Below are 13,950 nucleotides of genomic sequence, written 5' to 3'. Positions count from 1 at the left end.
CCGAAAGGCGTCGCCGGCTGTCAAGGCTGGCCGTGGAGGAAGTCCCCGGGGTCCGCTCACTTCGCCCGGACCGACGCGCTGCCCCTCAGCAAGGATTTCTCGGCCATCCTGGCCGCGTCGCTTCCCGGGAACTCGCGGATCAGCCGCTCCCATGCCTCCCGGGCCCGTCGCGGCTCATAGAGATTCCGATAGCAGACGCCGAGCTGGTAGAGCGCGTCGGGTGCCTTGCGTCCCCCCGGATACCGGTCCAGGACATTCGTGAACTCGATCAGCGCCTGACGGTAGTCCCGGTGGGCCAGGTAGGCGGCGGCGATCCAGTACTGGGCGTTCTCAGCCAGGGGATGCTTGGGAAAGCTCTGGATGAGCTCGGTAAACTCCAGAACCGCCTGCCCGAGATTTCGCGACTGATAGTGGGCCTGGGCCGAGGCATAGAGCCCCTCGGCTCCCTCCGCGGGCGCGCGGACGGTCGGCCTGGCCACCTGCGCGGTCAGGGCCTCTACCGCCCCCTGTACCTCCTTGATCGTCCTCTCGAACTCAGCGAGCCTGGTCTCCAGCGGCTCGATCCGTTGGCCAAGGGCTTCGAGCCTCCGGAGGTGTTCCCCGAACCTGGTCTCCCACTCGGTGACCAGCGAGATGGTTTGAGTCAGGTTCCGGCTGGCCGCCTCCACCGTTGTCTGGAGCGACGCCAGCTCGGCTTGAAGGTGCTTCACCGACCCGCGCGAGGCGCACCCGGACAGGAGGACCAGGAGCCCGAGGCACGCGCCCCACGCAAAGTGGCGTCGATCCTCCAGGGCTCGCCTCATGGGCGTCCCAGGGCCCTCACGCGTTCGCGCACCTGGTCTCTGAGGGCGGAGGACTGTCCCTCCGTGAGCTCCAGGAATCGCCGATAGTGCAGGACAGCCCCGGCCCGGTCCCCCACCTCCTCCAGGAGGCTCGCCAGGTTGAGGTGGCCTTCGGGCAGTCGCTCCCGTATCCGAAGGACTCTGGTCAGGACCGCGCCGGCCTCGTCCCGGCGTCCGAGGCGTTTCAGGATCAAGGCCAGGTTCACCCCGCTCTCGACTCTCGCCGGCTCTCGCTCCCACGCGGTGCGAAGGATGGTGAGGGCGCGCCGGAACTCGCCTCGCATGTGGAGGACGAGCCCCAGGTTATTGAGGAAGCGGGCAGTCTGTGGAGCGAGGCCGCGCGCCTTCTCGAACTCGCTCTGGGCCTCCTCGAGGCGTCCCAGCGCGAGATAGGCGAGACCGAGCTGGTTGTGCGCTTCGGGAAACGAGGGGGCCAGGGCGAGCGCCTCCCGGTAGTGCGCGATAGCGTCTGCGACCCGGCCCTCCCGTTCGAGCCGCGCGCCTTCCCGAAGGTGGCCTACGGCCCGAGCGGGCGGTCCGACTTCTTCGACCTCCAGGACGATGGGTGGTTTCCCCTCCGGAGCGCGTTCGCTTTGGGGGGGTCGGGCCTCAGGCGTGGGAGACGGGTCGCGAGGGCCGGGTGACGAGCTGTGTGAATCGGCATGGGGCAAACCGCGCGACTTGAGGGCCTCGTATCGCGCCAGCACCTCGTTCACGAACCCGACCGTTTCCGGGTACGGCGGGATGCCTCCATGCTGGCGGACCGGGGCCTCGCCCGCGTTGTAGGCGGCCAGGGCCAGGCGGATGTCGCCGGCGAAGCGATCGAGCTTCTCCCTGAAGTAGCGCGCGCCGCCTTCGATGTTCTCCCAGGGATCGTCCATTTTGGCGACGCCGAGCTCGTCAGCCGTCGCGGGCATGAGCTGCATCAACCCCCGCGCCCCCTTGCGGGACACCGCGCTCGGGTTGAAGTTCGACTCCACGCTGATGATGGCCGCGATGAGGGCCGGGTCCAGGTTGTACACGCGGGCGATCTCGACGATGCCCGGTCCGTAACCGACCGTCTGGCCCATGGCGGGGTTGGCGAGCGGGAGGACCACGATCGCCGCCAGGGACCAGATGCTAACGCGAGGAAATCTGCGGTGTCCCACGCCGGCGCTGTGCTATGGTACGGTGGTGAAAGAGATGGAGCGGAGTGGAGGGGACGACATGGTCCAGCGCCGAGCTGACGCGGGGGAGGCAGATCGACTCCATCCGTGTGATGTTAGCATGCCCCGGCCCCGGCACTCTCCAACTTTCCCCGTACGTCGGCGTCGCCCCGGGGTCAGCCGGAGTCATCCGTGCACGGGCGACGCCGCTCGTGCGTGAGTAGCCCGGGAGGGAAGGACGTGGAGGACCCCCGCATTCTCGTCGTGGATGACGAGTCCGAAGTCCTTGACGTCATGGTGGACGTGCTCAAGCAAGAAGGCTATGCTCCGCAGGCCACGACCGATAGCCGGGAGGCCTCCCGGCTTCTGGAGTCCACCGCCTTCGATGTCATCATCAGCGATATCATGATGCCGCACCTGAACGGCCTTCAGCTGCTGGAGCTGGCCAAACAGCAGAACCCCAACGTCCAGGTCGTCCTGGTCACCGGATACTCGACGCGCGAGGTCGCCCTCGAGGCCTTGAGCCGAGGAGCGACCGGGTACATCGAAAAGCCCTTCCACACGGACCAGCTCCTGGCGTCCGTCCGGGAGGCGATCTGGCGCTGGCGCGTGAAGCGGGACCCGAAGAGCCTAGGGTGATGCGGCGCGCTCGACGGGGATGACCGCGTTGGGCAAGCCGTGGCGTCTGAACTCCCGGCTCTTCTCCTGCGCGGTCTTGAGGTCGTAGGCCGTCGTGAGGCGCACGGTGAAGACCGGAGCAGCTCTCCCCGCTGTTTCGATCCGGACCCTGAACCCGTCCCTCCGCAGCTGCCCGGCCAGGTCCACCGCCTCGCGCAACGGATAGCGGGCGTCCACGCTGACGGCGATCCGGCCTTGGCCATCGTGCTCCACCGGGACCAGTGGAAGCGCCGGGTGTCGCAGCCTGAGCTGCTCCAGGGTGTCCCGGGCCTCGGCCCGCGTGGGGAACTCGCCGAGCTTGAGGGCGTACAGGGCGCCGGGGGAGCGCTTGCGGTAGCGGGTCGTCGGGGCGCCGAGCTGCTTCAGCCGGTTCTCGATGTCTTCGGCTTCGCTGACCGTCACGAAGCTCCCGAAGTGGAGGGTGAAGGCGCCAGGCGGCTCCGCCGGTGGCAGGGCGACGAGTCGGTCGAGGGCGCCAGGCCGGGAGGATGGCGGTGGAGACTGGGACCTCGGGTCGCCCGGCTTGGCGGGCGGCGGAGCGCTCGTGGAGGGCACCGGCGTCACCACCCAGGTCGTCGGCGCGGGGCTCGGGGCGCTGTACTTCTGACTGAGGAACTCTGCGCGTGACGGGAGAAGCGCCAGCAGCGCCGCCACCGCGCTGACGACGAGGCCGAGGCCCCACCATGCATCCGAGTACCGCTTCACCCGCCTGCCCTTTCCCGCGTGCTCAGGTTAAGATCATAAAGCATCTTTGGGGAGCCGCCAAAAAAAGGCCGCACGCGGACCGGGAATTCCGTGTAATCTGCTGAGCGTATCGGAGTAGGACGGCAGGAACAACGCCCGGGTGCACGTGCTTTGCCGACGGCCATGCTCTCCTGGAAGGGCCTGAAGGCTCGCCTCCTCGCTGTTCTCCACCTGGACGACGCGCCGTGGAAGATCGCCCTGGGGCTGGCCGTCGGGGTGTTCATCAGCTGCACCCCCTTCTACGGGCTCCACACCGTCATGGCGATTGCTGCGGCGTTTCTCCTGAGGCTCAACAAAGCATCCACCGTCACCGGCGCGTGGCTCAACCTGCCCTGGTTCGCCCCCTTCCTCTACGGCCTCTCCCTCAAGGTCGGCGAGCTCATCCTGAGCGGCGGTCGAGGGCTGGAGGCGATCCGGGGCAGGGGGCTTCTCGAACTGGCCGCGCTGATCCGGCCGCTCCTCTCCCTCGACAAGTTCGGCGAGGGGTTCATGGCCTCCTCCAAGCTGCTCTTTCTGGTCTCCGTGCCGCTTCTGGTCGGCACGACGGTGGTCGGGCTCCTGGCCGGCGCGCTCACGTATTTTCTCGCCCTCCAGGCCGTGCGTGAGGTCCGTCGCCTGGCGAATGTGAGCACGCGTGGCGCGTCCTCTCCGGAAGGGGAGCGCGGGTGAGCTCGATGGCGGAGGCGCTCGGGCGCGCACTGGCGAGGGCGGTGGCCCTCGAGGGGACTGTGGAGGCGGTTCTCGTCCGAGCCCTGCTCATCGTCGGGGCGGTCGCCCTCGCGTGGCTCGCCTACCGGCTCGCCACCCACGTGATCGATCGCCTCCTCGCCCCGCTCGAGGGGGCTCCCGACTACTCTGCGAAAGTGCGGCGGGCCCGGACGCTCAGTCCGCTGATGAAGAGCGCTGCCCGCTAGCTCCTGGCCTTCGTGGCGCTCATGGTGATCCTCCGCGAGGTCGGGATCGACATCCAGGCCATCCTGGTTTCCGCCGGCGTCCTCGGGCTGGCGATCAGCCTCGGGGCCCAGAGCCTGATCAAGGACGTGATCACCGGGTTCTTTCCCATCTTCGAGGCTCTCATCGCGGTCGGCGACACGATCGAGGTCGGTCCGCACGCCGGCACAGTCGAGGCGGTGGGGCTGCGCGTGACCAAGCTCAGGACGCTGAACGGCGCCCAGCGGGTCATCCCCAACGGGGAGCTGACCCAGTTCACGAACTACAACCGGGGCTGGGCCCGCGCCGTCGTGGACGTCGGGGTCGGGTACGACGCGGACGTCCGCCGGGCGCTGAGTGTCCTCGAAGCGGTAGGGGGCAGTGGGCGCGGGAGACAGGCGGGGCCCTGGAGCCGCCCGAGGCTCAGGGAATCGTCCGCTTCGGCGAGTCCGAGGTGATGCTGCGTCTCATGGTCAAGGTGGGCGCCGAGAACGAGCTGCGCCGCCGGATCAAGGAGGCCTTCGAGCGCGAGCGGATCCCGATTCCGTTTCCCCACCGGGTGGTGTATCTTCGCGGGAAGGCGTCGAACCAGGAGGGACGCGCGTGAGCGTGCGAAAGGCGGTGTTTCCCGCGGCCGGGCTGGGGACCCGGTTCCTCCCGGCCACCAAGGCCCAGCCCAAGGAGATGCTCCCGCTTGTCGACAAGCCGACGATCCAGTACGTGGTGGAGGAGGCCGTCGCCTCGGGGCTCAGCGAGATCATCATCGTCACAGGTCGGGGAAAGCGCGCCATCGAGGACCACTTCGACGCGGCCTTCGAGCTGGAGTACTACCTCCAGGACCGCGGCAAGGTGGAGGAGCTGGCCCAGATCAAGACGATCTCCGAGCTGGCCTCGGTCTCCTATGTCCGCCAGAAGGAGCCCCTCGGCCTCGGCCACGCCATCCTCTGCGCGCGTCCGCTCGTGGGCGAGGAGCCCTTCGCGGTCTTCCTCGGCGACGACCTGATCGTGAGCCAGACCCCGTGCATGCGTCAGCTCCTCGAGGTCTTCGAGCGGTACGGCGGCCCCGTCGTGGCGGTGGAGCGCATCCCGAGCGATCAGATCGGCCGGTACGGCGTGATCCGGCCCAAGCCTCTTGGCGGGAACGTCTTCGAGGTTCTCGACCTGGTGGAGAAGCCGGCACCGCACGAGGCGCCCTCGGACCTGGCCATCATCGGCCGGTACGTGCTGACCCCCGACCTCTTCGGCATGCTCGCCGAGACGCGTCCGGACGGCCGGGGCGAGATCCAGGTCACCGACGGGCTGCGCGCCCTGCGCCGGCAGCGCCCGCTCTACGCCGTGGAGTTCGAGGGAAAGCGCTACGACACCGGTGACAAGCTCGGCTTCCTCAAGGCCACGGTGGAGTTCGCGCTGGCCCGTCCCGACCTCGCCGATGCGTTCCGCGCGTACCTGAAGAGCCTGGAGCTATAGTCGGCGGGGCCCCGAGCGCTCACGCACTGAGGCCCGCCGTCCCGGAGGACTACCGGTAGGCTCCACTGGTTCCCCGCTCCGCATCGTCGTGATGGGCGGATCGCTGGGCGGGCTGACCGCTGCCCTCTGGCTCCGCGACGCGGGATGCGAGATCCGGGTCTACGAGCGCTCCCGGCCCCCTCTGGAGGGCCGGGGCGCCGGCATCGTTCTCCACCCGGCGACGGTTCGCTACTTCGTCCAGCACCGCATCCTCTCGAGGGAACCTGGCGAGTGGGCGACCCGTTACCCTTCGAGCTCTACCGGGTCACTGACAGTGCTCTCTTCGGAGCGGCGGATCCGCCTGAGCCGTAACCTGCGAGCTTCCTTGACTTCCCGGCGGCCATTTGGGAGAATCGGGCTCACCCCGGAGCCCGACGGAGGATGAACGGAGTGCCCGGAGAGCCCGCCAAACGCCCCTTCCACCTCGCCAGCGACGCCGAGATCAAGGCCGGCGAGGTTCACGACGTCTATTTCGGCCGAACCGTCCAGATCCTGCGCCAGCGCGGCGAGCGAAAGCGTGCCAAGGCCGAGGTCAGGCTGAAGAGCCTCCCCGAGGACTGGCAGTGGGGGATCCTGGCCGGGATCGAGGAGGCTGCGGCGCTCCTGAGCGGCCTCCCCGTCGACGTCTGGGCCATGGATGAGGGGACGGTCTTCCGCCCCTACGAGCCCGTGCTGACCGTCGAGGGCGTCTACGTCGAGTGGGGCCTGTACGAGACCGCGCTGCTGGGGCTCCTCTGCCAGGCCTCGGGGATCGCGACCAAGGCGGCGCGGTGCAAGAAGGCCGCCGGCGACCGGCAGGTGATCTCCTTCGGGGCGCGCCGCATGCACCCGGCCATCGCGCCCATGATCGAGCGCAACGCCTTCGTGGGGGGGTGCGACGGCGTCGCCGTCACCAAGGCGGCGGAGCTGATCGAGGCCGATCCCATGGGGACGATCCCGCACTCCCTCGTCCTCATCGTGGGGGACACCGTGGAGGCGCTCAAGGCGTTCCACGAGGTCATCGACCCCAAGGTCCGTCGGGTCGCCCTCATCGACACGCTCCAGGACGAGAAATTCGAGGCGATCCGCGTCGCCGAAGCGCTCGGCAAGGATCTCTACGCCGTCCGGCTCGATACCCCTTCGTCCCGCCGCGGCGACTTCTACCGGATCCTGGAGGAGGTGCGCTGGGAGTTGGACTACCGGGGGTTCGAGCACGTGAAGCTCATCGCCTCGGGCGGGATCGACGAGTACGAGATCCCGAAGCTCAACCCGCTGGTGGACGCCTACGGCGTCGGCACCGCGATCGCCAACGCCCCCGTGCTGAACTTCGCGCTGGACATCATGGAGATCGACGGGAGGCCCATGGCCAAGCGGGGGAAGCGCTCGGGGTCGAAGCAGGTGTACCGCTGCCGCGCCTGCGGGACGGCCGTCGTGGTGCCGGTCCACAAGCCGGTCGAGCGCTGCCGCTGCGGGGGCGCCGTCGAGGCTTTGCTCAAGCCGCTCCTCGCCCAGGGGAGGCTTATCCGGGACCTCCCGCCGCCCCGCACGATCCGCGAGTACGTTCTCGAGCAGCTTCGTCAGGTGGAGCTCCTTCCCTCTCGCCTGGGGGCGCGCCGGAGCGACTACTAGGTCCGGGTCGGAGCAATGCTCTTCGAGCGCGGGCTTCGCCCGCGCAAGCGATTCCTGGGGGAGGCCTCGGCGGGGGCCGTCGAGGCCCCCTCCGACTGACATGCCATGGGGGTTCTCGACGAGATCGTCCGTCACAAGGAAGCAGAGCTTGTCGGCCGGAAGGCCGCGCTCCCGCTCCCGGAGCTCCGGGCTCGCTGTGAGCCCCTCGCCCCTCCCCGCGACTTCGACGCGGCCCTTCGCCGGAGACCGGGCCGCCGGGTCGCGCTCGTCGCCGAGCTGAAGAAGGCCTCCCCCTCCCGGGGGGTCCTGGCCGACACCTTCGATCCGCTCGCGGTCGCCCGGACATACGCGGGCAGCGGCGCCGCTGCCCTCTCGGTGCTGACCGACGAGAAGTTCTTCCAGGGACGCATCGAGACCCTTGCCGAGGTCCGCTCCGCCGTGGACCTTCCGCTGCTCAGGAAGGACTTCATCCTGGAGGAATACCAGCTCTGGGAGTCGCGGGCCTTCGGGGCTGACGCGGTGCTGCTCGTCGTCGCGGCCCTCGACGCCTCCCGGCTGATCGACCTCGTCCACGCGGCCAAGGGACTGGGGCTGGGCGCGCTGGTGGAGGTCCACAGGCGGGGGGAGCTGGACGCGGCGCTCTCGCTCGGCGCGTCGGTCATCGGGATCAACAACCGCGACCTCCGGACCTTCGAGACGCGACTGGAGACCTCGCTGGCGCTGCTCCCCCTCGTGCCGCCGGGTCCGGTCGTGGTCAGCGAGAGCGGCTTCTTCACCCGGCAGGACGTGGAACGCGTCGTCGCGGCGGGAGCCCACGCCGTCCTGGTCGGCGAGGCGCTGGTGCGGGCCCCTGACATCGCCGCCAAGGTGCGCGAGCTGGCGCTGCTGGAGGCAGGAGAGGGATGACCCGGCCGGCGTCCACCGCTCGTTCGCGCGGCTGGAGGGACTGCGATGAGCGGCGAGGGGAAACGTCCCGTACCGCGACTCCGACGAGCCGTAGCGGGCGGCGAAGCGCAGGACACCGCAGCGCTCCGAGCGACCGGGTACCCACGCCGCAGGCGTGGGTGCAGTTGGGTCGCGAGAGTAACCCCCCGCCTCGGGGGGATGGGGGGGCCAGCGGAGGTGTCCGAGCGAGCCGAGCCCGTCGAGGCGAGGAGGTTGGAGCGGAAGGGGCGTTCCCCTCGGCCGCCCGAGTTCTGCATGGTTAAGGTCAAGATCTGCGGAATCACGAACCAGGAGGACGCCAAGCTCGCGGTGGAGGCCGGGGCCGACGCGCTCGGCTTCATCTTCGTCGAGAACACTCCCCGGTTCGTCACGCCGGAGCACGTGGCTCCCATCATCCGCCGGCTGCCGCCCTTCGTCACCCCGGTCGGCGTCTTCTGGGAGCACGCGCGGGGGCACGTGAAGGCGGTGGCCGAGTCCTGCGGGCTCCGGGCACTGCAGTTCCACGGGGACGAGACACCGGAGGACGTGGCGGGCTACGACCTGCCGGTCATCAAGACCGTGAAGCTCCCGCCGGCCACGACGATCGAGGGCCTACCCGAGTACCGGATCGGCGACCTGGCCCAGGTGTGGCGGTATTCCGCGGTCGCCGCCGCCGTGCTCCTCGACACGGCGCTACGGTGGAGCGAGGGCGAGCCGCGCGAGCCGATCGAGTGGCGGCTGGCCCGAACGCTGCTGGCCCGGATGCTGGAGAGGGGTCGTCCCAGTCTGATCCTGTCCGGCGGGCTCACCCCCGAGAACGTGGCGCGGGCCGTGGCCATCGTCCGGCCGTATGCGGTGGACGTGAACTCCGGGGTGGAAGGGCATCCGGGCAAGAAGGATCCCGACAGGGTGCGTCGGTTTGTCGCCGAGGCCAAGGGGGCCAGATGAAAGCCGCCGGGAAACGCGTGCTCCGCTTGCCGGACAAACACGGTCGCTTCGGCCGGTTCGGAGGCCGCTTCGTTCCGGAGACCCTGATGGCCCCGCTCATCGAGCTGGAGCGGGCCTACGCCGAGGCCGCGCGCGACCCCGCCTTTAAGGCCCGGCTCAAGGCCCTGCTGGCCGACTACGCCGGGCGGCCCACGCCGCTCTACTTCGCGCGGCGGCTCACGGCCGAGTGCGGCGGGGCCAAGATCTACCTCAAGCGGGAGGACCTCTGCCACACCGGGGCCCACAAGATCAACAACGTCCTGGGCCAGGGGCTCCTGGCCGAGCGGATGGGCAAGCGCCGGATCATCGCCGAGACCGGCGCTGGTCAGCACGGGGTCGCGACCGCCACCGTCGCCGCGCTGCTCGGGTATGAGTGCGAGGTCTACATGGGGCGGGAGGACATGGAGCGCCAGTCGCTCAACGTCTTCAGGATGCGGCTCCTGGGGGCTACCGTGATCCCGGTGGATGCGGGGAGCCGGACGCTGAAGGACGCCATGAACGAGGCGATCCGCGACTGGGTCACCAACGTCCGCCACACCTACTACCTGATCGGCTCGACGGCCGGACCGCACCCCTACCCGATGATGGTCCGCGACTTCCAGGCTGTCATCGGCCGCGAGGTCAGGCGGCAGATCCAGGGCCTCGAGGGGCGGCTCCCCGATCTCCTGGTCGCCTGCGTCGGGGGCGGGTCGAACTCGCTCGGGCTCTTCTATCCGTTCATCGGCGACGACACGGTCCGCATCGTGGGCGTCGAGGCCGGCGGCCACGGCCTCGCGAGCGGCCAGCACGGCGCCTCACTCACGGCGGGCTCGGTCGGGGTGCTTCACGGAGCCATGAGCTACCTCCTGCAGAACGACGACGGCCAGATCGCAACCGCCCACTCGATCTCGGCCGGACTCGACTACCCCGGCGTGGGACCCGAGCACAGCTACTACAAGGAGACGGGCCGGTTCGAGTTCGCGACGGTCACCGACGCCGAGGCCCTGGAGGGGTTTCAGGCCCTCGCCCGCCTCGAAGGGATCATGCCCGCGCTGGAGTCCGCCCACGCGATCGCCTGCATGATGAGGCTGGCCCCGACGCTCGCCCGCGACAGAGTGATCGTCGTCGGGCTTTCGGGGCGTGGCGACAAGGATGTCCAGGTGGTCGCCAAGGCCCTCGGTGGGCTGGATCGCGATTCCGAGCTGCGATCTGCTAAGAGAGAATAGGATACGGCCTGATCGAGATTCGCTCCCCGCTGGAGGTACTCGAATATGACTGAAATGTTCAATATGACTGAAATGTTCAAAGCCGTCGAGTGGATGCGTCACGTGCGCACTCAGATTGATGCTGAAGACGCGGGGCTCGGCTGGAGCGACAAACACCAGAAGACAATCAAGATCCTCGAGAAGGACCCGCTCTGGCACAGACTGAAAAGCCGGATGATGGATTCCCGCGCAAAGGCTCCGGAAGGACGATGAGCCGGATCGCCCAGACGTTTGCCCGGATGCGGAAGCGCGGCGAGCGCGCGCTCATCCCGTATTTCACCGCGGGCGATCCCTCGCTCCAGCTCACGGGACAGCTCCTCCGCGAAGCCGCGCGCCAGGGTGCAGACCTGATCGAGCTCGGGGTCCCCTTCTCCGACCCGCTGGCGGATGGCCCCGTGATCCAGCGCGCCTCCCAGCGGGCGCTGGCCGCCGGGGTGACCCTGGCCCGCGTCCTGGAGCTCGTGCGCGAGGTCAGGACGGAGGTTTCCGCGCCGCTCGTCTTCCTGACCTATTACAATCCGGTGCTCGCCTTCGGGCTCAAGGCGTTCGCCAAGACGGCCGTGGAGGCAGGGGTTGATGGCGTGATCGTGGCTGACCTCCCCCCCGAGGAAGCGGGGCCGCTCGCTGCCGAGGCTCGGGTCACCGGGCTCGACCTCATTCACCTGGTGGCTCCGACCTCGCCGCCCGAGCGGATGCGAATGATCGCCCGGCGGAGCCGGGGCTTCGTCTACGCGGTCTCGCTCACGGGGGTCACCGGCGCGCGCGCGGAGCTTCCGCCAGATCTGGCTCGCTACCTGGGCGAGCTGCGCGCGGCGACCACGAAGCCGGTCTGTGTCGGCTTCGGGATCTCGACCCCTGAGCAGGCCGCCGCGGTCGCGCGCTACGCTGACGGGGTGATCGTGGGCTCGGCCATCGTACGCCTCGTCGAAGCCCACGCCGGGAGCGAGGCGCTGGTCTCCGAGGTCGCCCGCTTCCTCGCCTCCCTCAAAGACCCCCTGCGGAACATAAGTTCGTGACCCGCAAGGACGTCGACATGTGTCCGAGAACATGAATGCCCCGCAAAGGCCTGCAGGAGATCAAGGAGCAGATACGGGCCAAGCGCTATGAACTCACGGGACATGCGGAAGAAGAGAGGCAAGACGACGAACTCGAAATCGCAGACATTGAGCGGGCAATCCTGGCTGGAAAGGTGGTGCGCAAGGTGATCGTTCCGATCCATGACTTTCGAGGGGCCGTCGCCTGATTGGGAGCTTCGCGCCCGAAGCAGATTCTGCGCTGTCTGACGGGACCGTCCTGAGGAGACGAGCGGTTGAAGGTCGTCGAGGCGATCGCTGAGATTCTGAAGCGAGAGGGCGTCGAGGTCCTGAGCGCGTACCCCACCACGCCCATCATCGACGCGGCCGCGGCCGCAGGGATCCGGCCGCTGATCTGCCGCCAGGAGCGGGTGGGCGTCGGCATCGCCGACGGGTACACCCGGACGACCAATGGGCGCCGCATCGGTGTGTTCGCCATGCAATACGGGCCCGGCGCCGAGAACGCCTTCGCCGGGGTCGCCACGGCCTACTCGGATTCGGTGCCGATGCTGCTCTTGCCCCACCAGCTGGCCCCCTTCTACCGCGCCACCGCGCCCCGGAGCTACATGGGCTGGGGCAAGTCCCACGCGCTCGGCACCGGGCTCGGCCTGATCATCGGCGCCAAGCTCGTCGCGCCCGAGAAGTTCTGCGTGAACTTCATGGGTGACGCCGCCTTCGGCATGACCGGCCTGGACTTCGAGACCGCCGTGCGTTGCGGGATTCCCATCACGACCATCGTCCTGAACAATTCGGCCATGGCCATCGAGCGGCACGCCCTGGTCGTCTCCCACGATCGCTACCGCGCCCGGGATATCGGCGGGAACTACGCGGAGATCGGCCGCGCCATGGGCGGCTATGCCGAGCGCGTGGAGAAGCCGGCCGAGATCGTCCCTGCACTCGAGCGCGCGCGGAAGCTGAACGCGGACGGGCAGCCGGTACTGCTCGAGTTCATCACCAGCGAGGAGATCGCCTTCTCACACCGGCGGGCCCTGTAGCCAGAGGGCGTAGCCCCCTCCGGGGAGGGCGGCATGCCGCCCCGACCGGGGTGGACGATCATCGTCGCGTTCGAGCGCGGGCTTGGCCCACGCAGCTCGAAGGGGGGGTGGTATCGGATGGGGGGCGTAGCCCCCCTCCGTGTTCGAGCGCGGGCTTTGCCCGCGCAACCAAAAGGGGGGGAGGTTCGGAAGGGGGGCGTGAGCCCCCCTCCGAGGTGATGCCCTGGTTCTGGAAGCGGAAAGAAGGCGAGGCGCGGCCCCGGAAGGTCGTCATCGCCGAGGGGCTCTGGATCAAGTGCGACTCCTGCAAGGAGATCGTCTACCGCGCCGAGGTGGAGCGGGCCGGCCGCGTCTGCCCCAAGTGCCGCTATCCGTTCCGCATCGCTGCCCGCGACCGGATCGCGCTCCTGGTGGACGAGGGCTCCTTCGAGGAACGCGACGCCGGCCTCCGCTCCCGGGATCCCCTGGGCTTCCGCGATACCCGGCGGTACCGGGACCGCCTCCGTTCAGCGAAGGAGAAGACCGGGCTCGAGGAAGCCGTGCTCAGCGGGACCGCGCGCATCTCGGGCTTCCCCGTCGTCCTTTGCGTGTTCGAGTTCGACTTCATGGGGGGGAGCATGGCCTCGGTGGTCGGGGAGAAAGTCACCCGGGCCGCCGAGCTGGCCCTCCTCAAGCGGGCCCCCCTCATCGTGGTTTCGGCCTCGGGTGGCGCGCGGATGCAGGAGGGAATCCTCTCGCTGATGCAGATGGCCAAGACCGCCGCCGCTCTCCAGCGCCTGGGCGAGGAGCGCGTTCCGTACATCTCGATCCTCACCGACCCCACCACCGGCGGCGTGACCGCCAGCTTCGCGATGCTCGGTGACGTCATCCTCGCGGAGCCCCGCGCCCTCGTCGGGTTCGCCGGGCCGCGGGTGATCGCCGAGACGATCCGCCAGCCCCTCCCCGAGGGATTCCAGCGCTCCGAGTTCCTCCTCGAGCACGGCCAGATTGACCGGGTGGTCGAGCGCCGGGAGCTGCGCAGCCTGCTCGGCCGGATCCTGGCCTTCTTCGCCGACCGCCCGCTCCCCGTCCCATGACGTCGGCGACCGGCTCCTGCGAGGCGGTTTCGGGCGCGCACCCACTTCGTGGGTACCCGGCCCGCGCAATCAACTCGGGCCTCGCGCGGCGGGGGGCCTGCCACACGGCATGGCCGACCCCGCCACGCTCGAACAACAGGGGGGGAGGTTTCGGAAGGGGCGGGTACCCGCGCCGGGTACCCACGGCGGAGCCGTGGG

At 69.2% G+C, this 13,950-nt stretch carries 18 protein-coding genes; 15 read left to right on the top strand and 3 right to left on the bottom strand.

All coding sequences use genetic code 11. The annotated features are described in order from the left end of the window. Positions 1–56 precede the first annotated feature (56 nt). A complete protein-coding gene (gene ybgF / locus HY726_16645; GenBank protein MBI4610626.1) occupies positions 57–803 on the bottom strand; it encodes a tol-pal system protein YbgF in 747 nt (248 codons plus the stop codon). After that, on the bottom strand, positions 800–1,939 hold the full coding sequence (locus HY726_16640) for a transglycosylase SLT domain-containing protein (protein ID MBI4610625.1): 1,140 nt from the start codon (positions 1,937–1,939) through the stop codon (positions 800–802). The genes ybgF and HY726_16640 overlap by 4 nt, the downstream gene beginning before the upstream one ends. A gap of 288 nt (positions 1,940–2,227) precedes the next feature. Between HY726_16640 and HY726_16635 the strand changes: the two genes are divergently transcribed. Next, entirely contained in the window at positions 2,228–2,626 is a 399-nt protein-coding gene (locus HY726_16635; GenBank protein MBI4610624.1) for a response regulator, read from the top strand. On the opposite strand, the gene HY726_16630 is transcribed toward HY726_16635, so the two are convergent. Beyond that, positions 2,618–3,370 (bottom strand): SPOR domain-containing protein, encoded by a 753-nt coding sequence (locus tag HY726_16630; GenBank protein MBI4610623.1) that lies wholly within the window; start codon positions 3,368–3,370, stop codon positions 2,618–2,620. The genes HY726_16635 and HY726_16630 overlap by 9 nt on opposite strands. 162 nt (positions 3,371–3,532) lie before the next feature. Between HY726_16630 and HY726_16625 the strand changes: the two genes are divergently transcribed. The 14 genes from HY726_16625 to HY726_16560 all read left to right on the top strand — a co-directional run bounded on the left by HY726_16625 (position 3,533) and on the right by HY726_16560 (position 13,752). After that, positions 3,533–4,078: a DUF2062 domain-containing protein gene (locus HY726_16625; protein MBI4610622.1), complete on the top strand. Its 546-nt coding sequence runs from the start codon at positions 3,533–3,535 to the stop codon at positions 4,076–4,078. Further along, on the top strand, positions 4,075–4,323 hold the full coding sequence (locus HY726_16620; GenBank protein ID MBI4610621.1) for a hypothetical protein: 249 nt from the start codon (positions 4,075–4,077) through the stop codon (positions 4,321–4,323). Before HY726_16625 ends, HY726_16620 begins: the two co-directional genes overlap by 4 nt. Before the next feature lie 21 nt (positions 4,324–4,344). Next, positions 4,345–4,797, top strand: coding sequence for a mechanosensitive ion channel family protein (locus tag HY726_16615; GenBank protein MBI4610620.1), 453 nt, complete (start codon positions 4,345–4,347; stop codon positions 4,795–4,797). Beyond that, a complete protein-coding gene (locus tag HY726_16610; GenBank protein MBI4610619.1) occupies positions 4,794–4,946 on the top strand; it encodes a hypothetical protein in 153 nt (50 codons plus the stop codon). The genes HY726_16615 and HY726_16610 overlap by 4 nt, the downstream gene beginning before the upstream one ends. Beyond that, on the top strand, positions 4,943–5,806 hold the full coding sequence (galU, locus tag HY726_16605; GenBank protein MBI4610618.1) for a UTP--glucose-1-phosphate uridylyltransferase GalU: 864 nt from the start codon (positions 4,943–4,945) through the stop codon (positions 5,804–5,806). Before HY726_16610 ends, galU begins: the two co-directional genes overlap by 4 nt. 420 nt (positions 5,807–6,226) lie before the next feature. Beyond that, a complete protein-coding gene (locus HY726_16600) occupies positions 6,227–7,453 on the top strand; it encodes a nicotinate phosphoribosyltransferase (GenBank protein ID MBI4610617.1) in 1,227 nt (408 codons plus the stop codon). 105 nt (positions 7,454–7,558) lie between these two features. Further along, a complete protein-coding gene (trpC, locus tag HY726_16595) occupies positions 7,559–8,359 on the top strand; it encodes an indole-3-glycerol phosphate synthase TrpC (GenBank protein MBI4610616.1) in 801 nt (266 codons plus the stop codon). A gap of 294 nt (positions 8,360–8,653) precedes the next feature. Then, entirely contained in the window at positions 8,654–9,325 is a 672-nt protein-coding gene (locus tag HY726_16590) for a phosphoribosylanthranilate isomerase (protein MBI4610615.1), read from the top strand. Next, positions 9,322–10,569, top strand: a complete 1,248-nt coding sequence (gene trpB / locus HY726_16585; protein MBI4610614.1) for a tryptophan synthase subunit beta — start codon at positions 9,322–9,324, stop codon at positions 10,567–10,569. The genes HY726_16590 and trpB overlap by 4 nt, the downstream gene beginning before the upstream one ends. A gap of 45 nt (positions 10,570–10,614) precedes the next feature. After that, positions 10,615–10,821, top strand: coding sequence for a hypothetical protein (locus HY726_16580; protein MBI4610613.1), 207 nt, complete (start codon positions 10,615–10,617; stop codon positions 10,819–10,821). Continuing rightward, the gene (locus HY726_16575) at positions 10,818–11,624 is read left to right on the top strand and encodes a tryptophan synthase subunit alpha (protein MBI4610612.1); all 807 of its coding nucleotides are present in this window, start codon (positions 10,818–10,820) and stop codon (positions 11,622–11,624) included. Before HY726_16580 ends, HY726_16575 begins: the two co-directional genes overlap by 4 nt. 35 nt (positions 11,625–11,659) lie before the next feature. Beyond that, positions 11,660–11,851 carry a hypothetical protein gene (locus HY726_16570; protein MBI4610611.1) on the top strand — a complete coding sequence of 64 codons (192 nt, stop codon included), beginning with the start codon at positions 11,660–11,662 and terminating at the stop codon, positions 11,849–11,851. A 66-nt stretch (positions 11,852–11,917) separates the two neighbouring features. Then, entirely contained in the window at positions 11,918–12,676 is a 759-nt protein-coding gene (locus tag HY726_16565) for a hypothetical protein (GenBank protein MBI4610610.1), read from the top strand. Positions 12,677–12,894: 218 nt separating this feature from the next. Further along, on the top strand, positions 12,895–13,752 hold the full coding sequence (locus tag HY726_16560) for an acetyl-CoA carboxylase carboxyltransferase subunit beta (GenBank protein MBI4610609.1): 858 nt from the start codon (positions 12,895–12,897) through the stop codon (positions 13,750–13,752). The last annotated feature ends 198 nt before the right edge of the window (positions 13,753–13,950 follow it).

Source organism: Candidatus Rokuibacteriota bacterium (genome assembly GCA_016209385.1).
Taxonomy (GTDB): Bacteria; Methylomirabilota; Methylomirabilia; order Rokubacteriales; family CSP1-6; genus JACQWB01.
The sequence above is the reverse complement of the archived record's forward strand: the minus strand, read 5'-3'. Positions and strand labels throughout refer to the sequence as shown.

Bases quoted from the DNA above. Each gene is read 5' to 3' on its own strand.
- ybgF (MBI4610626.1), bottom strand. From the start codon at position 803: ATGAGGCGAGCCCTGGAGGATCGACGCCACTTTGCGTGGGGCGCGTGC.
- HY726_16625 (MBI4610622.1), top strand. From the start codon at position 3,533: ATGCTCTCCTGGAAGGGCCTGAAGGCTCGCCTCCTCGCTGTTCTCCAC.
- HY726_16615 (MBI4610620.1), top strand. From the start codon at position 4,345: ATGGTGATCCTCCGCGAGGTCGGGATCGACATCCAGGCCATCCTGGTT.
- HY726_16600 (MBI4610617.1), top strand. From the start codon at position 6,227: ATGAACGGAGTGCCCGGAGAGCCCGCCAAACGCCCCTTCCACCTCGCC.
- trpC (MBI4610616.1), top strand. From the start codon at position 7,559: ATGGGGGTTCTCGACGAGATCGTCCGTCACAAGGAAGCAGAGCTTGTC.
- HY726_16590 (MBI4610615.1), top strand. From the start codon at position 8,654: ATGGTTAAGGTCAAGATCTGCGGAATCACGAACCAGGAGGACGCCAAG.
- trpB (MBI4610614.1), top strand. From the start codon at position 9,322: ATGAAAGCCGCCGGGAAACGCGTGCTCCGCTTGCCGGACAAACACGGT.
- HY726_16580 (MBI4610613.1), top strand. From the start codon at position 10,615: ATGACTGAAATGTTCAATATGACTGAAATGTTCAAAGCCGTCGAGTGG.
- HY726_16575 (MBI4610612.1), top strand. From the start codon at position 10,818: ATGAGCCGGATCGCCCAGACGTTTGCCCGGATGCGGAAGCGCGGCGAG.
- HY726_16570 (MBI4610611.1), top strand. From the start codon at position 11,660: ATGCCCCGCAAAGGCCTGCAGGAGATCAAGGAGCAGATACGGGCCAAG.
- HY726_16560 (MBI4610609.1), top strand. From the start codon at position 12,895: ATGCCCTGGTTCTGGAAGCGGAAAGAAGGCGAGGCGCGGCCCCGGAAG.